This window comes from Staphylococcus warneri (genome assembly GCF_900636385.1).
GTDB lineage: Bacteria > Bacillota > Bacilli > Staphylococcales > Staphylococcaceae > Staphylococcus > Staphylococcus warneri.
The window spans coordinates 2,143,525-2,169,438 of the sequence record NZ_LR134269.1 but is presented as its reverse complement, the minus strand read 5'-3'; the positions used below and the strand labels follow the sequence as shown (position 1 = coordinate 2,169,438).

Genomic DNA, 25,914 nt, shown 5'->3' with positions numbered 1-25,914 from the left:
TTTATCATTATTTTCGATTTAATAAGGTCTGCGTTTATAATTATGGATGAATGACTTTATATTAATCATTAAAAAGACAATAAATATAATTAAAGATCCACCGGCTAATGCCAAAGGCAACCATTCATCTTTACTTAATATCGTACGTATGTCTGAAATGATAAATAACATAAATATTATACTAGTAATTATTACAGTCGTTTGCTTTGATTTGTATGTTTGCAAAGGCTTTTGATTATTCATAGCATCACCCTCATTCAATAAAAATATGACTAAGTAAGACTATCCGCAGTATCCTCGCAGACAAACAGAAGACTTACCATTTAAAGTGTATAAATGTGAAAGTGCTTACTTTCTTTATAACATTGATTAATGGTACTTTCAATATAATGAAAGACTCATTTATTGATAATCTTTAGGGTCGATAGCAATCACATTTGGAATGGTCTTCTTATACTCATGTAAGTCTTCGTGATGATCTGTGATTAAAGCAGTAATTTTATGAATAGGACATACTTGGTAAAAAGCAATTTTATTCAATTTAGAACTGTCTGTAAGCATATATACTTCTTTTGATTGATTTACCATTTGACGTTTAGCATCTACAAATTCCTCACTATAGTGAGTCACACCTTTGATCGCATCTATAGCAGGAGTAGCTAAAAAAGCTTTCATCGAGTTAAATGATTGAAGTGTTTGTGTCGTAATTAAACCATTTAGTACATAATTGTTATGATATAGAGTACCGCCAGTTACGATGACTTTATGGTTAGAAGAACGAAGTATCGAAGCGATATGAATATCATTTGTAATAATGGTTAAATGTTGCTTATGCAGTAAAGCTTTAGCAAATAATAATGTGGTTGAACCTGAGTCGATAATAAGTGTATCTCCATCTTCAACGAACTCAGCAGCTTTGTATCCAATACCTAGCTTTTCGTAATAATATTCTGTTTGTCTTTCATCGAAATTTAGCTCACTATATACATTTTCATTATTTAACACCACACCACCATGTGTACGTCTAATTTGGTTATATTGCTCGAGTTTAACAAGATCGCGACGAATTGTGGCATCGTGTACATTAAATTCTTTAGCTAATGTGTGAACTGAGGCAGTTTTGTATTTAGTTAAATAGGATATAATTTTTTGTTCTCTTTCGGCAGGTAACATATTCACCGTCTCCATCTAGTAATTTTGTTCAAATTATATAAATAATCCATGATTTATGTATGTTTATTATAGTATATCAAATACATAATAAAGGCTGTAGATGAAAGTATGACAATGAAATGACCATCTTATACTTAGCCTACAGCCTCTATATTATTGAGTTTTATTCTGTTTCACCGTATTGTTGACTTTTCGGCATTTTAATGAAGTAAGTTAGTATTGTACTAATGAAGTATAATACGCCTAAAATCCAAATAACACCTAAGTCACCAAAAGGTTCTAAGAAAATTCTTACAATCATTGGTCCTACGAATACTGGTAAACCAGCACCTAAGTTTAAAATTGAAAGGGTAGCACCTTTATCCTTCTTCACTAATGAAGGAATTAAAGCAGTTAAAGGTACATATGCTGCGATAAAGATACCCCAAGCAACACCAACAATTGTAAGTAAAATGATATTTCCGTGTGACCAGATTGGTACATAGCCCATTAATAGACATGAGATACCACTACCGATACCACCGAAAATCATAACAGTATTACGCCAACCAATTTTATCTCCGATAATACCCCAAATAAGGTTAAAGACGATATTTCCGAAGAAAATCGCTGACCAAACAGCTAACCATTTAGAAGTTGGGATACCGTAAGATTCTAAGTAAAGTGGTAAGAAGATTGGGAAAGCGAATTGTGCAGTGGTATTAATAACACGTACAATACCACCTACTAATACTTTTGGCTCTTCAACAACGATTGTGAATCCTTTTAACATTTCAGCTAATTTTGCTTTTGCATTGCTTTTATCAGTAGGCAATTTATCTTTATTTAGGACGATAGCTAAGAATCCACCTAAAACTACCCAGAATAATGAACTCCACAATGTTCCAATATGACCTAAGTATTTAATCGCAAAGATAGAGTAAAATGCACCTAACACATTTAATCCACCAGTAAATACGAGCCAGAACCAACCTACAGCTGCACCTAACGTACGTTGTTCAGAACGATATGAAATCCAAACTAAGAATGAATAAGCAAATAAAGGATAACCTAAACCTCTTAATGCATAAGCAGGATACATAATTGCTAAATTCTCAGAAGGTAGTGCCACACCAACAAAGAATATTGTTCCAATAATGTACAATACTAAACCGATAAACATTGTACGTTTACCGCCTAATGCTTCAGCTAAAACGCCACTGAACCAACTTGCAATTGCAACTGTAATACCATAGCACCCAAATAACCAACTTACTTCATTTGAGCTAAATCCATTGTGTTGTAAATAGGGGCTTAGCCAACCAATTTCTAGGCCGTCTCCCATCATAAATATTAATATCCCAATGTAACCCCATACGATTTGTTTGGGCATACCTAAAAACGTTGTCTTGTTCATCATTATGTTATCTCCCCTTAGATATCACGGTTTATGACCAGTGATATCTTAAATATGTTTTTTTCCAACCTTTATGTGCTGCAGTATCATCCATCGCCTTTTTAAGATCCTCTGTACTATAGATATCATAGTAATCATCAGGGATTAATTTTTTAAGTGCTTGTTGATAATCTTCGTTTTCGAATGAAGCAATGAGTTGTTCAAATTCATGTTTTGTACTTCTTGAACTACCTGAAAGTGTTAAACCTTTTTCTAATACGTCACGTGTATTAATACCAACTAGGTCTTCAGTAACACCCATTAAAACAATTTGACCTTGTCTATCGATTAAATCAATCGCTTGGTTAATTGCAGATTCAGAGAATTTACCACCACAACATTCAAATACAGTATGAACACCTTTATGACTGTTGAAATCATAATCAAATACAAGATGTGTTGTAGCAAAGTTTTCGAATGATTGAAGTTTTTCTTCGATAGCACCGAAAACAATTAAATTTTCTTTTTCAATACCATATATATAATGAAGTGCAGTTGCTGCTAAATAACCAACTGGACCATCGCCGAATACTGCAACTTGTGGAGAAGATTTAGTAGTGATCTCTTTAAGTTGATTGATTGGGAATAATGACACTGAACATAATTCAGCTAATAAAGCGACGTCTTCATCTAATGTGTCTGGAATTTTCACGATGTTATCTCCAGGTACCACCATTCTATCTTGGCAAATACCATCATAGCCGCTACCCATAAATACGGCATTTTCATCGTAATTATCTAATAAATCCGTTTCTTCGAATTCACCAGCTCTTAAACGAGAAGGGATATTCGGAACGATAACTACTTTGTCTTCTTTTTGATAATCAGGATGTTTAGAATCTTAAATAGTACCGATACCTTCATGGAATAAAGCCATAGGTAATTTTTTGTCTAATGCTTCTTTTCTTCTATTACCTGTGTAATATCTTAAATCAGCATGACAAACACTTGCTTTTGAAGGATTAACAATAACATCACCATCTCTAAACTCATGATAAATTGTTGTATATTCAAATTCGCCTGGTTGAATTAGGCGATAAGCTTTTGACTCAATGCTCATTTTTGTTCACATCCCTTTAATACTTGTTCACTTTTATTTATGTAAACAATAGTAAACGCTTACAGTTGCTTGTGTCAATGATTTTTTGTACGAAAATGTTCATTTTGGTTCTTTTTGAACTTTTATGATTGATTTATTGTTCATTTATGCGTATTATTTAGGAAAACGCTTACTTAAAGAGATGTAGATAAAGTATGGGGGTATAACTATGAGTTATAGCATTGGAGTAGATTACGGAACAGGCTCAGGAAGAGCTTTTTTAGTTGATACAAGAAATGGAAAAATAATAGATAAATATATAAAGCCATATACACATGGCACAATTGAAAAGAATTTAAATGGAGTTAAGTTACCACATAGCTTCTCACTTCAAAATGGAAATGATTATATGGAAGTTTTAGAAGAGGGTGTGCCATATTTAATTGAATCTTCAGGTGTAAACCCAGAAGAAATTGTAGGTATTGGTATTGATTTTACTTCTTCTACAGTTATGTTTACAGATGAACATTTAGAACCTATTCATAATTTACCAGGATTTGAAAATAATCCACATGCATATGTAAAACTATGGAATTATCATGGTGCTCAAGCAGAAGCGGATCAACTTTTCCAAACGGCATTAGATAATAAGAGTAGATGGTTAGGCTACTATGGATTTAATGTTAGTAGTGAATGGATGATTCCTAAAATTATGGAAGTAATGAACAAGGCACCAGAAGTGTTAGAAAAAACAGCTAATATCATGGAAGCTGGAGATTGGATTGTTAATAAATTAACAGGACAAAATGTTCGCTCTAATTGTGGTTTAGGTTTTAAATCATTTTGGGAAGAAAATGAAGGATTCCATTATGATTTGTTTGATAAAGTAGATGATCAATTATCAGATGTTGTACGTGAAAAGGTGGACGCACCAATTGTTAAAATAGGCGAAACAGTTGGCCAAATTTCTGAAGAGATGGCAGAGAAATTGGGTCTTTCTACCAAAACAAAAGTAAGTCCGTTTATCATAGATGCACATTCTAGTTTATTAGGTATTGGTTCACAACAAGACAAGCAAATGACAATGGTAATTGGAACAAGTACATGTCATCTTATGTTAAATGAACAACAACATCAAGTGCCTGGTATTTCAGGTTCTGTTAAAGGTGCAATTATTCCAGATTTATATGCTTATGAAGCGGGACAATCAGCAGTAGGTGATCTTTTTGAATATATTGCAAATCAATCACCGAAAGCATATGTCGATGAAGCGAATGAAAGAGATATTTCAATTTTTGAATTATTAAATGAGAAAGTAAAAGATCAAATGCCTGGCGAAAGTGGTCTGATTGTATTAGATTGGCATAACGGTAACCGAAGTGTGTTAAGTGATAGTAACTTAAAAGGGTGTGTATTTGGCATGTCGTTACAAACGACACATGAAGAACTTTACCGTGCATACTTAGAAGCTACAGCATTTGGTACTAAAATGATTATGCAACAATACCAAAGTTGGAATATGGATGTTGAAGATGTCTTTGCTTGTGGTGGTATTCCTAAGAAAAATCCACTAATGATGGACATTTATGCAAATGTACTAAATAAAAAAGTAACCATAATAGATAGTGAATATGCACCTGCTATTGGTGCAGCAATTCTTGGTTCAGTTTGTGGTGGTGCACATCAAACGTTAAATGAAGCAATTGAGTCTATGAAAGAACCTGTTTTATATGAAGTAACGCCAGATCCTGAAAAAGTGAAACGCTATAAGAAACTATTTAGCGCGTATAAAGAATTGCATGATATTCATGGTTATAAAAAAGCGAGAATCATGCGTAATGTGGGTAAATTAATGGAAGTATAAAAATAGATTTTAGCACTTAGTGAATTGGAGAAGTTGAATTCACTAAGTGTTTTTTGTATCAATAAGTTTATTTATGTGGTTAGAAGTATTAGTCTTAAATAAAGGAGCTGACTGAAATGAATATAATGTTAACAGGTGCTACAGGAAATTTAGGTCATCATATTACTAGCCAAGCCATCGAACATGGTATTGACCGATTTTATATAGGGGTAAGAAATTAAGAGAAAGTTCCAGAACAATGGAGAGATAATGTTTCTGTAAGGCAATTAGATTATTTTGATGAAAAAAGTATGATTACAGCATTTCAAGATATGGATACGGTCATTTTTATACCAAGTATCATACATCCATCTATTAAAAGAATTCCAGAAGTAGAGAATCTAATTAGTGCAGCAAAGCAAAGCGGTGTTAGTCATATAATTTATATTGGATATTATGCTGATCAACATAATAATCCTTTCCATATGAGTCCTTACTTTGGATATGCTGAACGTCTTCTTGCTTCAAGCGGTATTGATTATACATATGTCAGAATGGCAATGTATATGGATCCATTGAAACCGTATCTTCCAGAATTAATGGATATGCATAAGTTGATATATCCAGTAGGTGAAGGACGAATTAATTATATAACTAGACATGATATTGCAAGAGGTATCATTGCCATCATAGAAAATCCTGATACATGGGGAGAACGTTACTTATTATCAGGATATAGTTATGATATGTATGAGCTTGCAGATATTTTATCAGATGTATCTCAAACAGAAATTAAATATGAACCTGTTTCATTAGAGACGTTTGCAAATATGTATGATGAACCAAAAGGATTTGGAGCACTTTTAGCATCCATGTATGAAGCGGGTGCAAGGGGATTACTGGATCAACAATCTAACGATTTTGAAAACTTAGTTAACGATAAACCACAAACATTTAAAGATTTTTTAATGGAATAAAGATTGTAATAAGAAGGTCATGAGACATGCAATACTGTCTCATGACCTTCTTTATATTATGCAGATTTTTTACGTGAATATAATAAAGTGATACCAGTTATCGCTATTAATAGCGCGATAACATCAGAATGATTACTATCTCCTGTATTAGGAAGTACAGTTGAAATTGTATGTTTCGATTGTTGAGAAGGCTCTCCATTATACATGTTTTGTATATCTTTAGTGTTAGATTTTACGATATCTAAATTTGATTGAGTGTATGATGTTGCGTGTCTCAGATAAGCTGATTGTGTATTAAACATATTAGTTTTGTTTTGTTCATAGCTTTGATTTGATGCTTCAATCTGCTTTTTATTTAATGGCTTATTATTCTGATGCGTATTGTTTTGAGTCGCTGCAGTTATTTTACTGCTAGGTTGATAGGTACCGATACGACTAACCGGATTGCGTGACGACTTATCTGAGTGGTTTCTTTGATGTGATGAGATTGTCGCTACATTATTTCCAGGGTAATAAGTCGTTTTAATGTCTTTTGTTTTTGGAAGTGGAACGACTTTGTCATTATGTTTATTATTTTGAGACAGTTGACCATTGATGATTCTTTCAGGTTTGTTGGTATCATATTTAGATAAATCAGCATTTTTAATGTATTGAGCAACTACTTCATCTAAAGAAACACCTTCTTCTCGTTTACCGCCAAACATGTCATAGCCATCACCTTTATTAGCGGTGAAATCATTTGTTGCTACATAATATGTTTTATTTGGGTCTAACTTTTCGAATTTTCCAGTATCATGATTAAGAATTTGAATATCCGTAACTCTATTGCCTGACTTTTTAGTAATATCGAATCCAATACGAATAGATTTAGATACTTGTAAGAAGCCGCCATTTGCCGTTAATTGTGATTTGCCATCTTTTGATTCTGTAGGCGCACTTAGACTATGTTCAAAAGCTTTTTTAACATCGGAACCTTTTACTTTTATTTGAGATATTAAGTTTCCGAAAGGTAAAACAGTAATAATATCATTTTGTGTTACTTTGACTTTATCGATAGATGCTCTAATGCCTCCACCATTTGTAATAGCAAAATCAGGGCGATGGCTAAATTTCTTAGAAGCATAATCCTCCATTGCATCAGTAATTAAATTACCTAAATTTGTTTCTTGTGTACGGGCAACATTGCGTTCACCATTAAGTTTCACTTTGTTATTAGGAATAATGACTGTTGATGTCGCTTTTAAGAAGTCATCATTCGCTTTGTTTACTTGTTTTTCAATTTTAGTGTCAGGTTTAATATTTTTTGTGTCAGCGACGTTGATTAAATCCGCTTTAAGATTTTTGGTTTGATTATTCTCTCTATTGAATCGGATGCGTCCGACATTTTCTAAGGCAGTTCCAGTTTGAGCTAATACATTTTTACCATAAGATTTACCGTTTTCAATGACAGTATGAGAGTGTCCATCTAATACAATGATAGATTGTTTAAATGATTTATCTTTCGATAATTGATCTGCTAAATAGTCGCCACGCCATTCTTTTTTAGTATTAGGATCTACACCTAAATGAGATAAAATGACAAAAACATCTACTTGATCTTTAATGTCATTCATAGCATGTTTTACACTTGTCAGTGGATCTTTAAATTCAACACCTTTAACAGCCGATGGTGAAGTTTTAGTTTTAGTCTCTGGTGTTGTTACTCCAACAATGCCATAACGGACGCCATTTTTTTTGACAATTGTTGATGGTTTGAAGTCACTCTTACCATTTTTATAAACATTTGAAGTAATCATTGGAAAGTTAAGTTGCTTTTTTAATTTAAGTAGTTGGTCATATCCAAAATCAAATTCATGATTGCCTAGGGTCATGGCATCATAGCCGGCACTATTCATAGCCTTTGCCATTTCTTCGCCTTTAGAGTTATTAGAGACAGGTAAGCCTTGGAAAGCATCACCAGAATCTAATAACAAATCGGGCTTTTCTTTATTTTTAAGACCTTTAACCTTAGGCATGCCAATAACTTTTCCATCATCTTCAACAAAGCGGCCATGGATATCGTTAGTATGTAAAATTGTATGTTCATTTTTGTTAGTACTTTCTGTTTTCGAGCTGTCATGATGTTTAGCTTTTTCTTGTTTTTGTGTAGAAGTTATATATAGTTGCTTGTTCTGATCAGCCTGCTGTTGATGATTTTTATCATTGTTACTTTGATTTTTAGTTGAAGATTGCTGTTCTTTTAACTGTTGCTTTGGTGCATTTGAATTCTTGTTAATATTTACTACTTGTTCCTTGGTATTTGAATTTGGTTGTTCGTGTTGTGTATTTGAATGATAAGAAGTTATGTTTGTAGTATTTTTATTACTCTTAACTGTTGAATTGTTGTCATCTCTATGAGTATTTGTATCAATTGCTTTATTTTGATACTTAGCTAGTTCTTCATTATGTACAGAAATATTTTGCTGATTTTCATGGTTATTATTAGAAGACGTTTTATTAGTTTTATCTTCAGGTAACGATGTCGTAGTATCATCTTTTGAAGGTTGCTGTTCTGTGGTGGCTTTTGGCCTTGATTCTTGGCTACTTGTATTTATTTGTTGAGTTGATGTGGTATTACTCTTTTGATTGTCACTTTGATTTTCAGCTGCTTGTACAGGATGATTGATAAATCCTAAACAAATCAACGTGATTAAAATAAATGAAAAAAATAGACGCTTCATATTGGCCTCCTTAATAATCAAAAATATAACAAGTCAATTTTAGCATATAAAATTTAAATAAAAATATTGCATAAACATAATTTACTGTAATTTTAAGGTTTATTAATATTTGATTAACGTATATGACATTGTACCTAAAAAATTTAAATTTATAACTAGATATTGGTTTAATATCAAAAATTAGAAATTCTAACTTTGTACTCACTATATATACAAGAAAACGCTTTTATATTATAATATAGATGTAAATCGAGAATTTGTTCACACGAGAAAGACAACGAATTTTCTATAAACACAAGGGGAGATTTATAATGAAAAAAATTATGATAACAGGTGCTTTAGGACAAATAGGTACAGAATTAGTAGTTAAATGTAGAGAAATTTATGGTACAGATAATGTACTAGCTACGGATATTAGAGAACCAGAAGCTGATTCGCCAGTAAAAGATGGACCATTTGAAATTCTAGATGTAACAGATCGTGACAAAATGTTTGAATTAGTTAAAAATTTCGAAGCTGATACGTTAATGCATATGGCTGCTTTATTATCAGCTACAGCAGAGAAGAACCCTATGTTTGCTTGGGATTTAAATATGGGTGGATTAATGAATGCTTTAGAAGCAGCACGTACATACGATTTACATTTCTTCACGCCAAGTTCAATCGGCGCATTTGGTGATTCAACACCTAAAGTGAATACGCCACAAGTAACGATTCAACAACCTACAACAATGTATGGTGTCAATAAAGTTGCTGGAGAATTATTATGCCAGTACTACTTTACTAAATTTGGTGTAGACACACGTAGTGTAAGATTCCCAGGATTAATTTCACATGTTAAAGAACCAGGCGGCGGTACTACAGACTATGCTGTAGAAATATACTTTAAAGCAGTTAGAGAAAATCATTATACAAGCTATATTGATAAAGGTACATTTATGGATATGATGTACATGGACGATGCAATTGAAGCTATTATTCAATTAATGGAAGCTGATGGTGCTAAATTAGAAACTAGAAATGGTTATAATTTAAGTGCTATGAGTATTGATCCAGAAATGGTTAAAGAAGCTATTCAAGAACATTATCCAGACTTTACGTTAGACTATGATGTGGATCCTGTACGAGAAGGTATTGCTAAAAGTTGGCCAGATAGTATCGATACAAGTTGTGCACGTGGAGAATGGGGCTTCAATCCTAAATATGATTTAGAAAGTATGACTAAATTAATGTTAGATGCTATTGAAGCTAAAGAAAAAGCAACAAAATAATCTGCTTATTAAATATAACGTAGTAAATGTTAGTTTTACTCCTTCTAATTATTTTTACATTAGAAGGAGTGATTTTTTATCTTCGAGCAGTTACTTGACTTGTAAGATAAAAGCGATAGTGTTTTACTTAAGATATATTATACATATTAGTATTTAGTTTGAATTTTCGGAAAATTTATTGAATAGTATATATACGATTGCTATAATCTAGTATAACTATTTATATTGGTAGCAATATTAGGAGGCCGTTATCATGACAGAACAAGTTAAATTTGAGAAACGAGATACTTTAAAAGAAAAACCAGATAATTCGAATTTAGGATTTGGTCAATACTTTACAGATTATATGTTGAGTTATGATTATGATGCTGATAAGGGTTGGCATGATTTAAAAATAGTGCCTTATGCACCATTTGAAATTTCACCAGCTGCTCAAGGTTTACATTATGGTCAAGCTGTATTTGAAGGTTTGAAAGCATATAAATATAATGATGAAGTTGTTTTATTCCGCCCAGATGAAAACTTTAAACGAATTAATAATTCTTTAGCACGTTTGGAAATGCCAGAAGTGGATGAAGATGTCTTATTGGAAGGTTTGAAACAATTAGTAGATGTTGAACGTGATTGGATCCCAGAAGGTGAAGGCCAATCATTATATATCCGTCCTTTTGTATTTGCGACTGAAGGTATTCTTGGCGTAAGAGCATCTCATTCGTATAAATTATTAATTATCTTATCCCCATCAGGTGCTTATTATGGTGGTGACACATTAAAATCCACTAAAATTTATGTAGAAGACGAATATGTACGTGCCGTACGTGGCGGTGTAGGATTTGCTAAAGTAGCAGGTAACTATGCTGCGAGCTTATTAGCACAAACGAACGCTAACAAATTAGGTTACGACCAAGTGCTTTGGTTAGATGGTGTTGAACAAAAATATGTTGAAGAAGTAGGTAGTATGAACATCTTCTTTGTTGAAAATGGAAAAATTGTTACACCAGCATTAAATGGTAGTATTTTACCAGGTATTACACGTAAATCTATTATCGAGTTAGCGCAAGATTTAGGATATGAAGTTGAAGAACGTCGAGTTTCTATTGACGAATTATTTGAAGCGTACGACAAAGGTGAGTTAACAGAAGTATTTGGTACTGGTACAGCAGCAGTGATTTCACCAGTAGGTACTTTACGTTATGAAGATAGAGAAATTGTTATTAACAACAATGAACCAGGTGAAATTACGACAAAACTTTATAATGAATATACAGGTATTCAAAATGGTTCGCTAGAAGATCGTCACGGTTGGCGTTTTGTAGTGCCTAGATACTAAAATTTTAAATTATTGCTAGGAGCCTTTATTAAAGGTTTCTAGCTTTTTTAATAAACAATAATACAGCGATTATATGCGTTAAAGTTATAATATTATTCGTATAGTTAAAATAATTATTTTTAATCCAAGAAGCGACTTAAAAGTAACTTTCCTACATTTTTAACTATGGTTGTACTACAATAATACGTATTGAAACAAAAATAAAATATGGAGTGTAGTGATATCAATGGAATGGATACTGTTTGATAAAGATGGCACGTTAATAGAGTTTGATAAGAGTTGGGAAAAAATTGGTATACGTCTTGTTGATAAATTGTTAGATACATTTCCTGTTCATGATAAAGAAGTAGCGCACAGACAATTAGGCATACTAGATGATAAGATTGTTCCAGATTCTGTAATGGGTTCAGGGTCGCTAGGCGAAATGATTAAATCCTTTGATGATGTTACTGGTCAAGATACTTCTGAATGGACAAGAAATACGAGCCAAGAGTTAGTAGACTCAAGAGAGCCAGAAAATCATTGGATAGATGGTGTTTATGATACGATTGTAGCCTTACGTCAAGATGGCTATAAAATAGGTATTGTAACAAGTGATACCAACAAAGGAGTTACTCAATTTTTAGAAGCAACCCAATCAAAAGATTTATTCGATTTAGTTATTTCAACAGAAACACATGCTGAAGAAAAACCGAGTCCCAAAGTATTAGACCCATTATTCGAAGCTTATGATGTTAAACCAGAACAAGTAGTGATTGTAGGAGATACCGCAAATGACATGAAGACTGCAATTAATGCACATTTAGGATTGAGTATTGGTGTGTTATCGGGTATCGCTAAAAGAGAAGAACTTCACGAAGCGGATGTCATCATTGAAAGTGCTAAAGAAGTTAAACAAGTGCTTGATAAACAATAATGTTAGTATTTATTAAATAAAAAAAAGCTCCCGACTTTGTGGCCACTATAGATGTGGTTACTAATGTTGGGAGCTTATCTATTTGGTTTTTGGTTATCTTGGGTCAAATTGACGATACGTATCGATAACATGTGCAATTTTATCGATAATAGGATTTAGTGTGTCGGGGTCGTTATGAATATCATATTCATTGATATTCACGCGAACGACTGGACAAGCATTAAAGTTATTAATCCAATGATCGTAACGGTCAAATAATTTTTGCCAATATTCAGGGTTGGTATCAATTTCTATTTCACGACCACGTTGTTTGATACGTTCAATGACTTCATCATAATCACATTCCAAATAAATAAGAACATCTGGTTTTGGAAAATAAGGTGTCATGACCATGGCATTAAATAGTTCTGAATAAGTTCTGAAATCATCTTTACTCATAGTTCCTTGTTCTTCATGCATTTTGGCAAAGATACCTACATCTTCATATATAGAACGGTCTTGTACAAACCCGCCGCCATACTCAAACATACGTTTTTGCTCTTTAAAACGTTCTGCTAAAAAGTAGATTTGTAAATGAAAGCTCCAACGCTCAAAATCTTGATAGAATTTATCCAAATAGGGATTATGATCTACGTTTTCAAATGAGGTTTTAAAATTTAACTTATTTGCTAAAGCTTGAGTGAGGGTAGACTTACCGACACCAACTGTACCTGCAATTGTGATTATGGCGTCTTGTGGTATGTTAAATGAATTCATTTTATTTATCTCCAATCATTGATTTTACCTGAGTAAGTATCTCTTGATAATCTTTGTCATTAGTGACAAAATCCATATTTGACGTGTTGATGTGTAATACTTGAACATCACTATCTTTTAAAGAACTATAAAAAGTATGATAGTCACGTTTCAAAGCAAGTAAATAATCATCTTCGATTTGATGTTCGAAACTACGATTTCTTTTAGCAATTCTGTGTTTTAATACATCTAATTCTGCATCTAAAAAGATTATTGTATTTGGCATTGTTAAATCTTCGGTTAAAATGTCATATATACGTGAGAATTTATTGAATTCATGACGGTCTAATGTATTTTTAGCAAAGATTTTATTTTTATAAATGTGATAATCACTTACTATACCTTTGTGAATTGACTCGATATCTTTAAACTGTTTATATCTATTACATAAAAAGAACATTTCTGTTTGGAAACTCCATTTTGAAATGTCATCATAAAAGTCAGATAAAAATGGATTTTCATCGACAATTTCTTTTTCTTCATAAAAATCTAAGGATTGACTTAATTTGTGAGCAAGAGAAGATTTTCCAACACCGATTGGACCTTCAATTGCGATAAATGGTTTATTCATATTCACTTCTCCAAATGTTAAGATAGACAGTGAGTATTGTAACACAAGTGAGGTGTCTGGACACGAATGGAAACTGATGAATATTATATGAAAATTGCAATCAAAGAAGCTAAAAAGGCCGAACTACTAGAAGAAGTTCCTATAGGTGCAATTATAGTTAAGAATAATCATGTTATAGCAAGAGCGCATAATATGAGAGAAACGTTGCAACAACCTACAGCCCACGCTGAACATTTAGCTATTGAACGAGCAGCAAAAGTATTAGGTAGTTGGCGTCTTGAAGATTGTACTTTATATGTCACACTAGAACCTTGTGTGATGTGTGCAGGCACTATTGTGATGAGTAGAATTCCATATATTAAATATGGCGCAGCAGATCCTAAAGGGGGATGTTCGGGAAGTTTAATGAATTTATTGAATCAACCGGATTTTAATCATAGAGCACAAGTGGAAAGTGGATTGTTAGAAGAACAATGTGGTGATTTACTAAGAAACTTCTTTAGAAAGTTAAGAGAAAAGAAAAAATCCGACAAACGGGCTATACTAAATCATGAATCGGATTTGTTAGAATAGAGTAGTAAGGTAAGTCATTGTCAATCCACGAATCTTTAATATAATGAATACTATATAGTATGAAACGAGGTTAACGAATGATTAAGTTAATAGCAACAGACATGGATGGTACGTTATTAAACGCGGCACACGAAATTTCAGAAGAAAATCAGCAAGCAATTCGATATGCCCAAGAACAAGGTATTACTGTAGTCATAGCGACAGGAAGAGCATTTTATGAAGCTAACACACCAGTAGCTGAAACAGATTTGAAAGTGCCTTATATTTGCTTGAATGGGGCAGAGGTTCGAGATGAAACATTCAATATAATGAGTACCTCTCATTTGAATCATGAATTAGTACACAAAGTTACTTCAAAATTAAAAGAAGAAGGTATTTATTACCAAATCTATACTAATAGAGGTATTTATACTGAAGATCCACAACGTGATTTGGATATTTATATTGATATTGCTGAGAGAGCAGGTCAAAAAGCAGATGTTGAAAAAATTAAAAATGGTATTCAAAAACGTATTGATAATGGAACTTTAAAAGTTGTTGATAGCTATGATGCGATAGAGGACATCCCTGGTGAGTTAATAATGAAAGTGTTAGCCTTTAATCCTGATTTAGGAAAAATGGATCGTGTTGGGCAAGAACTTGCAACGTCACCTAACTTAGCTATATCGTCTTCTTCAAGAGGGAATTTGGAGATTACCCACTCAGATGCACAAAAAGGTATTGCGTTAGAAACAATCGCAGAACGTTTAGGTGTGAAAATGGAAAACGTGATGGCGCTCGGTGACAATTTGAATGATATGTCTATGTTAGAACGTGTTGGCTATCCTGTTGCAATGGAAAATGCTGCACCGGAAGTGAAAGCAATTGCAACATACACTACTGACACTAATGAAAATAGCGGTGTTGGTAAAGCTATAATGAAATTGATTGATCAGAAAAAATAATATAATCGACAAAGGAGATATAGATAATGAAAGGACTAGCAATTATCGGCAGTGCACAATTAGGATCTCATACACACGCATTGTCCCAATATTTACAAGGTCAATTCGAAGAACATGGTGTAGAGTTGGAGATTTTTGAATTAGCGAAAAATCCTATACATCAACTTGATTTTGCAGGGACAACACAAGCGACTGAAGAGATTAAAAATAATGTTGATTTACTACAAAGTAAGGCTATGGAAGCGGATTTCTTCATATTAGGAACACCTAATTACCACGGTTCATTTTCAGGTATTTTAAAAAATGCATTAGACCACTTGAATATGGATTACTTTAAAATGAAACCTGTTGGATTGATTGGAAATAGTGGTGGTATTGTAAGTTCTGAACCACTATCACATTTAAGAATTATCGTGAGAAGTTTATTAGGCATAGCTGTACCTACACAAATTGCTACGCATGATAGTGATTACGCTAAATTAGATGATGGCACATTATATTTAGAAGATGATGAATTCCAGTTACGTGCCAGATTATTTGTAGATCAAATTGTTTCTTTCGTAAATAATAGTCCATATGACCATTTAAAATAAAAGCACAACTAAAATAGAAAATGATTAAAAGCAACTCAAACAAGTATTAAATAGATATTAAAGATTAGGTGGAAAATATACTAATTTCTAAATATCTACATTATATAAAACTTGTTTGAGTTTTTTGTTGTTTATAAGAATTGATAATTTTTATTTGTTAAATGCAATATTTCAAAACCTTAAGTATAAACGATATTATAAAATATAGTTTTAAATAATTTCAAATACAAAAAATACAAAAAACTCAAAATTTATTATAATATTTACAAAATAATATATATTGCAAAACATTGATTGGTATATTATCATGTTGTGTAATAAACATAAGAATAAAATGTTTATTACATATAAATATATATACTTTGGAGGGAAGTAAATGAATAAAAGAATGGATTTTTTACCAAACAAACTTAACAAATATTCAATTAGACGTTTTACAGTGGGGACGGCATCAATATTAGTCGGTGCCACATTAGTATTCGGTATTGGTAATAATGAAGCACATGCTTCTGAGAAGACAAGTACTGAAGAATCTACTCAATCTAACGAAGATACAGCCTCTCAAGATAGTGTTAAACAAAAAGGTGGCGTCCAAACAAATGAACAAGCAACTAACAATAATGTCAACCCTGAACAAGTTGATGTAACAAATGAAGCAATTACTTCAGAAGCGTTAACAACAGCAGAAGAACCAAAAGCTGAGAAAACAAAAGAAGCGCCAGCAACAGCAGAAGAACCAAAAGCTGAGAAAACAAAAGAAGCGCCAGCAACAGCAGAAGAACCAAAAGTTGATACAACAAAAGAAGCGCCAGCAACTGCGGAAAAACCAAAAGCCGACACGACTAAAGAAGAAGAAACAACCAAAGAAGCACCAACAACAGAAGAAGAACCAAAAGCTGAGAAAACAAAAGAAGCATCAACATCTAAAATAATTACAGATCAAGCTCCAGAATCGAACCAAACTTATTCTCAAGAAACGACTACAAAACAAGTATCTCAACATACAACTCAATCTCAAAAATCATTAGAAACAAATACAACACAAGATTTTGATACAGTAGTAAATGATATTCAAAAGGCATCAACAACTCAAGATAAACAAGAAGCGTTAACAAACTATATTGCTAATGTAAATAATACAAGTCAAGAAGAAACAAAGGCACAAGTTGAAAAATTAGACTTAGATTATAATAATCTAGACGAAGACACATTAGTAAGTGCTTTAGCACAAGATTATTCCAATAAAAAGGAATCAGAAAATACTTATGTCACAACACGTTCAATTGAAGGTACTTCAAAACCAAATAATAGAATAGAAATGAAAAGATTGACAGCTGAAACTAGTGGAACAAATGTAAATAATAAAGTGAGTGTTGATCAATTCAATTTCGATAATAAGACAATTGATCCAAATCATAGTGGAAATACTAAGTTGAACACTTCCTTCAACATAGAAGATAGCGTTAAATCTGGAGACTATTTTACCTTTAAAATACCAAAAAACATAACTATAGATGGAGACATCGATTATAGTAATGCAAATAATACTATGAAGTTACCTGACTTAAAGAATGCAAATGGAGATATTGTTGCTACTGGAACTTACGATACTTTAAATAAAGAAGGAAAATATATATTTACTGATTTTGTAAATAATAAACAAAATGTAAAAGGTAGATTTGAGCTACCAATTTGGACAGATAGAAAAAATACACCTTTTAGTGGGGAATATCCTTTAAATTTTGAAATTGCAGGAGAAAATTATGAATCAAGTATAAATATTGAATATAGTTCTCCAGTTCAAGGACAGAATGACGTGCAGGGTGCAAATATAAGTTCATTCATCACTAAGATCGATAAAACATCAGGTTTGAATGAGTATAAACAAACTATCTATGTTAATCCAATGGAACATAATCTTAGAAATATGAATGTAAATATTCAGGGACATACTGATAATATTGATGAAAGTAGTGCTAAAGTAAACATAGAAAACACAAATATTAAAGTTTACGAAGTTAAAGATGTCTCTAAATTAGCAGAGAGTTACTATGTTAACCCTCAAGATACCAATTTAGTAGATGTTACTAGTGATTTTGATGGGTGGATTTCAGATACTGGAAATAATTCAATAAATGTTAAATTTGGAGATACAAATAAAGCATACATTATAATAGTAGATGGACATTATGATGAAAGTAATAATAATGTTAAAACACGAGTAACCGAAACGAATTATGATAATAATAATAATTTCAGATCTTATTACTGGGATAATGAAAATATAATGAAACATGGAAACGGTTCTGCTGATGGTGATGACAGCGACGCTGATGCCGACGCCGATGCAGATTCTGATGCGGACGCCGATGCAGATGCAGATGCAGATGCTGATTCTGATGCGGATGCCGATGCTGATTCTGATGCGGATGCCGACGCGGATGCAGATTCTGACGCCGACGCGGATGCCGATGCGGATGCAGATGCCGACGCCGATGCGGATGCAGATGCCGACGCAGATGCGGATGCTGACGCAGATGCCGACTCTGACGCAGATGCCGATGCTGACGCCGATGCGGATGCAGATGCCGATGCAGATTCTGATGCGGATGCTGACGCAGATGCGGATGCTGACGCAGCTGCGGATGCTGACGCCGACTCTGACGCCGATGCAGATGCCGATGCAGATTCTGATGCGGATGCTGACGCCGATGCCGACTCTGACGCCGATGCCGACTCTGATGCGGATGCTGATGCAGATTCTGATGCGGATGCCGATGCAGATTCTGATGCGGATGCCGATGCCGATTCTGATGCGGATGCCGATGCAGACGCCGATGCGGATGCAGATGCTGACTCTGATGCGGATGCCGATGCCGATTCTGATGCGGATGCCGATGCCGATTCTGATGCGGATGCCGATGCCGATTCTGATGCGGATGCCGATGCCGATTCTGATGCGGATGCCGATGCCGATTCTGATGCGGATGCAGATGCCGATGCCGATTCTGATGCGGATGCAGATGCCGATGCCGATTCTGATGCGGATGCCGATGCAGACGCCGATGCGGATGCAGATGCTGACTCTGATGCGGATGCCGATGCCGATTCTGATGCGGATGCAGATGCAGACGCAGATGCGGATGCTGACGCAGATGCAGATGCCGATGCCGATGCAGATGCAGACTCTGATGCAGATGCAGATGCCGATGCGGATGCAGACTCTGATGCAGATGCAGATGCCGATGCGGATGCAGACTCTGATGCTGATGCGGATGCTGACGCCGACGCCGATGCAGATGCCGATGCGGATGCAGACTCTGATGCAGATGCGGATAAAGATAATGCGGATGATGAAGCATTACCGGAAACTGGTGAAAATTCAAATCAAAATAGTGCTACTTTATTCGGTTCATTATTCGCTGGATTAGGATCATTATTCTTATTCGGTAGACGCCGTAAAAAAGATGTAGACAACAAATAATAATTAATATTATTCAACATATAAAATGTTGATAAAGCCAGGTCTATTAGACCTGGCTTTATTTAAAATTTTAATAAAGAACTATATAATTAAGTTATAGTTGTTATAATGAATAATACATACATAAATGTTGAAAATGGAGGTAAATATGGGAATTGAGAATAATATTAAAAATTTAATAGAAGAAATTAATAGTAAAGAAAGTATTGAAGGTTATGTGTTTATAAGCTTGGGGAAACCATCTATTAAAGCACAGGTAAAACTTTTGAAAAAAACTAATTATTTGGAACGCGAAATTAATAAGCTATGTCAAAAATTCAAGAAAAAAGCAGGTGAGTTACCAACTTGGATTAAAGTGGATATAGTAACAAATTATGAATATATACCATTTGACATATTAAAAAAAGAATTGGTTAATACTAGACGTAATTATATTGACTTTGGTATTGCTCTAGATCAAAACTGGAACATTGCATTTTTACCAGAAGAAATAAATGTAAATGCTTTTGTTAGACCAAATAAAAAATCGAAAGAATTATTTTTATCCGAAGACAATATTAACAATTACATGAGAAAATACACAAATTACAAACGTGTGTATTCACATGAATTATATGATTCTAAAACTGTAATTAAATTTTTTACTAAATCATACTTTTTAGATGATGGAAAAGTTTATGAGTTACATTCAAAAGGTTATAAAAAGGGATTAAGAAAAGTAGATAATTTAAGTGAAGAAATTGATGGAATGATAGAGAGTAGTGCACACTTTTTAGAAAATATGATGGAAGATAGTGGAAAATTTAATTACGGGTATTTCCCTCATTTTGATAAAGAAATAGGCTTTTACAATATTTTACGTCATTCGTCATCCACTTATGCGTTAATTGAAGGATTAAACTATCTAGGAGAGCCATTAAATTCCACAGAAAAAGCTATTAATTACGTTATTGAAAATCATATTTATGAAAGTAATGGCAATGCGTATGTCTTTGATGATACAAAAAATGTAAATGAGATTAAATTAGGACAAAATGCATCATTTATATTTGCAGTATGTGAATATTTGAAAAACCACAATAATGAAAGATTCCTTGAAGCAGCACAAAAGGTAGCAAATGGTATCTTAGCAATGATAGATGAAAACACATGGGATACTACGCATGTATTAAATTATCCTGATTTATCTGTTAAAGAAAAGTTCAGAATTGTTTATTATGACGGTGAGGCAGCTTTAGCTTTGATGCGATTGTATCAACAAGATCACAATGAAAAATGGTTGAATACAGTTAAAAGCTTAGTTGATCAATTTATTGCTAAAGATTATTGGAAGTACCATGACCATTGGTTAGGTTATTGTACAAATGAATTGGTACAAATTAACCCAGAAGCTAAATACTTTGAATTTGGAATTAAAAATGTAAGTACAGAACTAGATTATATAAAAAATCGTGAAACAACCTTCCCTACATTTTTAGAAATGCTCATGGCAACATATAGATTGATACAAAAAGCTAAGTCCGAAGGGTATAGAGAGCTAGTTGAATCATTGATTGATGAACAGAAATTGATTGAAATTATCCATATTAGAGCAGATTATCAAAGAACAGGCTTTTTCTATCCAGAATTAGCTATGTATTTTAAAAATCCAGCTAGAATATTAGGTAGTTTCTTTATAAAACATCACGGTTATAGAGTTAGAATTGATGATATAGAACATTATGTCTCTGGTTATGTTCAATATCAAAATATATTTAAATAATAGTTGGTAGTTTTATAGACAGATAGAACAATACTATAAATCCGAATGAAAAATAATATTCATTCGGATTTATAGTTAATTTAATTAATTTTATTATTATTTTCGTCTAAAGTGAATTGCCCACTTGAATTTAGACCATTAGTATTAAGGACTTGAGTGAATCCTTGCTTATCATTAACAAAGTTATTATCAAGATATTTTAAATATTCTTCTAATGTAGTAGCTTTACTCTCTTTCATTGTTATATACAATAAGCCATCTGATAATTTTTCGAGGTCTTGATTAGAGTAATTTCTTTTATCTCCAAAAACATCTTTAGCTACATTATATTTATCTTCTTTTCCTTCTATATTATTATCTAAGTCATACAAATCTCTTATAACATGATATACGGTAGAGTTAGTTGATTTGCCAAACAGTTGATCTTTTTTTCCATATTGAGGATCTTGAATTTTATCCTTCTGAACCATGGTATCCAATTTTACATTCATATTATATCCCCATGTATATCTATTCGCTTGAAAGACGCCCCATCCCTCTTTATAACTAATACGTTCATCACTATTAAAACTATTATGGCTTTGATAATTAGTACTTGGCATTCCTTCTCGTCCTATTACTTGAAACATATTCCAATGTGCCCATTCATGAGCTAAATTAATTTTTATATCTTCAAGCTGCTTAGAAAATTGATAATTATTTGAAATAGGTGGATTATTAATTAGTAAATATCGTTCATCTTTCTCAAGTATTCCCTTTTTATCCTCATTATTCTTAGTTAGAGCTCCACTTGGTTTTTCAGAATTTTTATACATTATTTTTATTGGATTTGAAGAAAAAGGTGTATATATTTTGTCTTTATATTTATTGAGTTCATTAACAGTGAAATTTATGTTATTTTCCTCTTTAGTTTTTAAAGTTTGAAATGCGTTCCAAGTTTGTACGTATGTAAAACTTTGGTTAGCTTTATCTTTGCCACCAAATAAGTAATTAGTCTTTCCATTTATTACATTATTATTAGGAATACTTATACTAGAAATTAAACTTTTCTGTTTGCCATTTTCATCTATGACACTGTTCTGCGATTTATCTATTAAATTGTGGTTAAAGTACAATCGTTTAATATTTTCAGGAACAGTTATGGAAATATTATTAATTTCGCCATTATCATCACTATAGGTTTCATTTAAATCAATTTTCTTTCCATTTTCATCATAATAAAATAAGTTGGTTTTACTATTAGGTAAAATACTATGCCCCGTATTATCAGAGGTAGTAGCGTTAACTGTGTAATTGGTTATTTTAATTTCTTTGTTTTTTGCGTGGACTTGATTAGTAATACAAATACTCAAAACACTAAAGAATAAAAATAAAGTTGTTAATTTTTTATACATTATTAATCTCCTATTAAATTAGTGTGTGTTATTTTAAAGATAATTATACAATATATATTACATTTAAAACATAAAATCTTTAAAATTATTTTAAAATTCTAACTATTTATGGTAGCGCTTCCAATTATAACTGTGCTACACTACTAACGAGTGTAAAAGTTCATGAAGGGGTGGGACATAATGAAGCGTTATCGCTATTTTATTATTACGATGATTGTCATCATGACAATGATTAATTATATTGATAGGGGTGCTATTTCATACGCTCAAGAGGATATTATCAAAGAATTTGGTTTTGATACGATTGCTTGGGGCTCTATTCTAGGGTATTTTGGTTATGGTTATATGTTTGGTTCGCTGTTAGGGGGTATTACAGCGGATAAAAAAGGACCGAAATTTGTATGGATTGTAGCAGGAACTGCTTGGTCATTAGTAGAAATTGCTATGGCATTTGCCGGTGAACTAGGTATAGCCGTATTTGGAGGTTCTGCTTTAGCAGGATTCGGCATGTTGCGTGTCATGTTTGGCGTGGCTGAGGGGCCTATTTTTTCTACAATTAGTAAAACCAATGCCAATTGGGCTGCACCTAAAGAAAGAGGTTTATTATCGGCATTAGGATTAATTGGGGTGCCATTAGGTGCATTAATTACAGCACCCATTGTTTCAGGTTTTTTAACAATTTCTAACTGGCAATTACTATTTATCTTGCTAGGTATATTAGGCCTGATTTGGGTAGTTGTTTGGTCTATGGTATTTACAGATTATCCTGAAGATAATAAAAGAATTTCTGAAGAAGAATTACGATCTATTCGCTCTACTGAAGATAGTTTAAATGTCGAAAAGACAGTTGATACAGAACAATCTAAAGAAAAATGGTATCATTTTTTTACAAGTACAACGTTAATTTGTAATATGTTAGGTTACTTTGGTTTCCAATATGTTAACTTTCTTATTTTAACTTGGACGCCTAAATATTTACAGGATGAATATCATTTTGAAATCCATTCATTATGGTATTTAGGTATGATTCCATGGATTGGGGCAGTTTTCACAGCGTACTTCGGTGGTCAATTATCAGATTGGCTTAGAAAAAAGACAGGAAGTCTACGTATTGCGAGATCTGGCCTTTCAATAGCAGGTATGATTTGTGCTGCTACATGCTTTTTAATCATTCCATTTACACATAGTATTGTAGCGGTCATGATTTTAATGATGATTGGAAACGCATTTATTTTCTTACCTAATGCCGTATATTGGGCTGTAATCATTGATACAACACCTAACAATACAGGTACATACGGTGGTATTACACATTTCTTTGTTAATACTGCAACGGTCATTGCGCCAACATTAACAGGCTATTTAGTAGCATCTTATGGCTACTCTTCAATGTTTGTATCTGCAGTGGTTGCATCATTAATTAGTATCATTGCAATGTGCTTTGTTAGACCAGGTGAAAAGAAAATGCATATGACAAAATAAAAAATGCAGTACTTCCAAAATTGATATATTTGGAAGTACTGCATTTCTTTTATTATTTTCTATATTTTAAACGTGCAAAAGCATCATGTTGATGTATGGATTCTTCGTTACGACATTCGATATCAAAGCCTTCAATCCAATCAAATTCAACTAAATCAGCTGCTATTAATCGGATTAAGTCTTCAACAAAACGTGGATTTTCATAAGCACGTTCCGTGACACGTTTTTCGTCAGGTCGTTTTAAAATTGGATAAAGTACGGAGCTTGCATTTGCCTCCATCGCATCTAAAATTTTATCTTTATAATCATCAATGACAATGTCATCTTTATTTAAATAAGTTTTCACTGTAACGATACCACGTTGATTATGTGCTGAGTATTCACTGATTTCTTTTGAACATGGACATAACGTCGTAACGGCAGCTTGAATCGTTAATTCTTTGCGCGTTACGTTAGTACCTTCAATTGCTAAACCATAAGTGACATCAGCATTTCCAATGGCTTTAATTTGGGTTACCGGACTAAAGCGGTCAAAGAACCATTTGCCACTAACATCCACACCTGCTGCGTTTTGGTTCATCTTTTCTTGTAATGTTCTCAATACTTGATAGAGCGTATTAAATTCTAATTCAATACCATTGTTATAATGCTTTTCAACACTTTCTAAAATACGGCTCATATTAATGCCTTTTTCATCTTTATTTAAACTTGTTGAAAAGCTAAATGTACCTGCTGTTTGAAATTGATCAATCAATACAGGATAGGTTAAATTTTTAATACCTACTTCTTCTATTTCAAATAAGAAGTTTTTGTGTGTGCTTTGTAGATCAGTCATTTCATTTTTGGTAGTTGGTTTCGTACCTTCGATAGGGTCAACAGAACCAAAATGTTTCCATCGGCCTTCTCGTGTAGATAAATCAAATTCTGTCATTGTTAACCTCCATTAAGATTCGAAATGATATGTCCAAAATGGTTCGATTTCTAAAAAGCTATGAACTTGTCCATCTACTTGTGGACTCGCTAATTCTTTTAAGAAAGGCCCAGTTTGTGATGCATGTGCTTCAAAAGCTTTGATTTTTATATCTTTATATTTAGAAATATCGTTTTGGATGTCTGGTTCGCCTAAAATATCTGGGGCATCATTACTGAATGCAACTAAAGTCAATCTTGGACGTTCATTTTCAGGCATGCGTCCAACGGTTCTTACTACAGCTTCGCCAGTTGCTTCGTGATCAGGGTGAACAGCGAATTTAGGATAGAACGAAATAATTAATGAAGGATTAGTTTCATCAATTAAATTTTTAATCATGTCATCCATTTGATCATGTGGTTCAAATTCTACTGTTTTATCTCGCAATCCCATTTTACGTAAATCTGTAATTCCAATAGCCTTAGCAGCATTTTCTAATTCTTTTTCGCGAAAATCAGGTAATGATTCTCTTGTGGCAAATGGGGGATTACCTAAATTTCTGCCCATTTGACCGAGTGTTAAACAAGCGTAAGTTACAGGAATGCCTGCTTCAATATAGCTTGCAATGGTTCCCGCAGATGAGAAGGTTTCATCATCTGGATGAGGGAATATCACGAGTACATGTCTTTCATCTGTCATGAT

General features: G+C 33.1%; 19 protein-coding genes and 3 pseudogenes. 12 read left to right on the top strand and 10 right to left on the bottom strand.

Features of this window, described 5'->3' with window-relative positions:
• Nucleotides 1-18 precede the first annotated feature (18 nt).
• From EL082_RS10620 to EL082_RS10605, 4 genes and pseudogenes are all read right to left on the bottom strand, one after another.
• On the bottom strand, nt 19-243 hold the full coding sequence (locus EL082_RS10620) for a hypothetical protein (RefSeq protein ID WP_002452002.1): 225 nt from the start codon (nt 241-243) through the stop codon (nt 19-21).
• A gap of 159 nt (nt 244-402) precedes the next feature.
• The gene (locus tag EL082_RS10615; RefSeq protein WP_002465566.1) at nt 403-1,173 is read right to left on the bottom strand and encodes a DeoR/GlpR family DNA-binding transcription regulator; all 771 of its coding nucleotides are present in this window, start codon (nt 1,171-1,173) and stop codon (nt 403-405) included.
• Nucleotides 1,174-1,336: 163 nt separating this feature from the next.
• The gene (locus tag EL082_RS10610) at nt 1,337-2,572 is read right to left on the bottom strand and encodes an MFS transporter (RefSeq protein ID WP_002465577.1); all 1,236 of its coding nucleotides are present in this window, start codon (nt 2,570-2,572) and stop codon (nt 1,337-1,339) included.
• 28 nt (nt 2,573-2,600) lie between these two features.
• Nucleotides 2,601-3,668 (bottom strand): annotated as a pseudogene (locus EL082_RS10605) (zinc-binding dehydrogenase).
• A gap of 208 nt (nt 3,669-3,876) precedes the next feature.
• Between EL082_RS10605 and EL082_RS10600 the strand changes: the two are divergent.
• Both EL082_RS10600 and EL082_RS10595 read left to right on the top strand, forming a co-directional pair.
• Entirely contained in the window at nt 3,877-5,511 is a 1,635-nt protein-coding gene (locus EL082_RS10600) for a ribulokinase (protein WP_103286247.1), read from the top strand.
• A 116-nt stretch (nt 5,512-5,627) separates the two neighbouring features.
• Nucleotides 5,628-6,467, top strand: a pseudogene (locus EL082_RS10595) (SDR family oxidoreductase).
• Between the two features lie 56 nt (nt 6,468-6,523).
• Here the strand turns inward: EL082_RS10595 and EL082_RS10590 are convergent.
• Nucleotides 6,524-9,187 carry a 5'-nucleotidase C-terminal domain-containing protein gene (locus EL082_RS10590; protein WP_049414898.1) on the bottom strand — a complete coding sequence of 888 codons (2,664 nt, stop codon included), beginning with the start codon at nt 9,185-9,187 and terminating at the stop codon, nt 6,524-6,526.
• 311 nt (nt 9,188-9,498) lie between these two features.
• Here EL082_RS10590 and EL082_RS10585 point away from each other — a divergent pair, with 311 nt between their 5' ends.
• The 3 genes from EL082_RS10585 to EL082_RS10575 all read left to right on the top strand — a co-directional run bounded on the left by EL082_RS10585 (nt 9,499) and on the right by EL082_RS10575 (nt 12,704).
• Entirely contained in the window at nt 9,499-10,458 is a 960-nt protein-coding gene (locus tag EL082_RS10585) for an NAD-dependent epimerase/dehydratase family protein (RefSeq protein WP_049414901.1), read from the top strand.
• A 253-nt stretch (nt 10,459-10,711) separates the two neighbouring features.
• Complete coding sequence (locus EL082_RS10580; RefSeq protein ID WP_015365347.1) at nt 10,712-11,788, top strand: branched-chain amino acid aminotransferase; 1,077 nt, start codon at nt 10,712-10,714, stop codon at nt 11,786-11,788.
• 226 nt (nt 11,789-12,014) lie between these two features.
• A complete protein-coding gene (locus EL082_RS10575; RefSeq protein ID WP_049414906.1) occupies nt 12,015-12,704 on the top strand; it encodes an HAD family hydrolase in 690 nt (229 codons plus the stop codon).
• A 93-nt stretch (nt 12,705-12,797) separates the two neighbouring features.
• Here the strand turns inward: EL082_RS10575 and EL082_RS10570 are convergent, their stop codons facing one another.
• Together EL082_RS10570 and EL082_RS10565 are read right to left on the bottom strand one after the other, a co-directional pair.
• Nucleotides 12,798-13,460 carry a deoxynucleoside kinase gene (locus EL082_RS10570; RefSeq protein WP_049414908.1) on the bottom strand — a complete coding sequence of 221 codons (663 nt, stop codon included), beginning with the start codon at nt 13,458-13,460 and terminating at the stop codon, nt 12,798-12,800.
• A gap of 1 nt (nt 13,461) precedes the next feature.
• On the bottom strand, nt 13,462-14,070 hold the full coding sequence (locus tag EL082_RS10565) for a deoxynucleoside kinase (RefSeq protein ID WP_049414911.1): 609 nt from the start codon (nt 14,068-14,070) through the stop codon (nt 13,462-13,464).
• Between the two features lie 66 nt (nt 14,071-14,136).
• On the opposite strand from EL082_RS10565, the gene tadA reads away from it, so the two are divergent.
• The 6 genes and pseudogenes from tadA (at nt 14,137) to EL082_RS10540 (ending at nt 21,426) form a co-directional block, all read left to right on the top strand.
• On the top strand, nt 14,137-14,643 hold the full coding sequence (tadA, locus tag EL082_RS10560; RefSeq protein WP_049414913.1) for a tRNA adenosine(34) deaminase TadA: 507 nt from the start codon (nt 14,137-14,139) through the stop codon (nt 14,641-14,643).
• A gap of 77 nt (nt 14,644-14,720) precedes the next feature.
• On the top strand, nt 14,721-15,587 hold the full coding sequence (locus tag EL082_RS10555; RefSeq protein ID WP_002451989.1) for a Cof-type HAD-IIB family hydrolase: 867 nt from the start codon (nt 14,721-14,723) through the stop codon (nt 15,585-15,587).
• A 26-nt stretch (nt 15,588-15,613) separates the two neighbouring features.
• Nucleotides 15,614-16,180 (top strand): NADPH-dependent FMN reductase, encoded by a 567-nt coding sequence (locus tag EL082_RS10550; protein ID WP_049414917.1) that lies wholly within the window; start codon nt 15,614-15,616, stop codon nt 16,178-16,180.
• 376 nt (nt 16,181-16,556) lie between these two features.
• A pseudogene (locus tag EL082_RS12200) lies at nt 16,557-16,647 on the top strand (YSIRK-type signal peptide-containing protein); the annotation flags it as partial.
• An 851-nt stretch (nt 16,648-17,498) separates the two neighbouring features.
• Nucleotides 17,499-19,664 carry a fibrinogen-binding adhesin SdrG C-terminal domain-containing protein gene (locus tag EL082_RS12125; protein ID WP_415239129.1) on the top strand — a complete coding sequence of 722 codons (2,166 nt, stop codon included), beginning with the start codon at nt 17,499-17,501 and terminating at the stop codon, nt 19,662-19,664.
• 148 nt (nt 19,665-19,812) lie between these two features.
• The gene (locus tag EL082_RS10540) at nt 19,813-21,426 is read left to right on the top strand and encodes a poly(glycerol-phosphate) alpha-glucosyltransferase (protein WP_049415577.1); all 1,614 of its coding nucleotides are present in this window, start codon (nt 19,813-19,815) and stop codon (nt 21,424-21,426) included.
• Nucleotides 21,427-21,506: 80 nt separating this feature from the next.
• Here the strand turns inward: EL082_RS10540 and EL082_RS10535 are convergent, their stop codons facing one another.
• A complete protein-coding gene (locus tag EL082_RS10535) occupies nt 21,507-22,820 on the bottom strand; it encodes a hypothetical protein (protein ID WP_049415578.1) in 1,314 nt (437 codons plus the stop codon).
• 180 nt (nt 22,821-23,000) lie between these two features.
• On the opposite strand from EL082_RS10535, the gene EL082_RS10530 reads away from it, so the two are divergent.
• Nucleotides 23,001-24,302, top strand: a complete 1,302-nt coding sequence (locus tag EL082_RS10530) for an MFS transporter (protein WP_049415580.1) — start codon at nt 23,001-23,003, stop codon at nt 24,300-24,302.
• A 52-nt stretch (nt 24,303-24,354) separates the two neighbouring features.
• Here the strand turns inward: EL082_RS10530 and folE2 are convergent, their stop codons facing one another.
• Both folE2 and bshB2 read right to left on the bottom strand, forming a co-directional pair.
• Nucleotides 24,355-25,233 carry a GTP cyclohydrolase FolE2 gene (gene folE2 / locus EL082_RS10525; protein WP_023374666.1) on the bottom strand — a complete coding sequence of 293 codons (879 nt, stop codon included), beginning with the start codon at nt 25,231-25,233 and terminating at the stop codon, nt 24,355-24,357.
• 12 nt (nt 25,234-25,245) lie between these two features.
• A complete protein-coding gene (gene bshB2, locus EL082_RS10520; protein WP_002465886.1) occupies nt 25,246-25,911 on the bottom strand; it encodes a bacillithiol biosynthesis deacetylase BshB2 in 666 nt (221 codons plus the stop codon).
• Between the last annotated feature and the right edge of the window lie 3 nt (nt 25,912-25,914).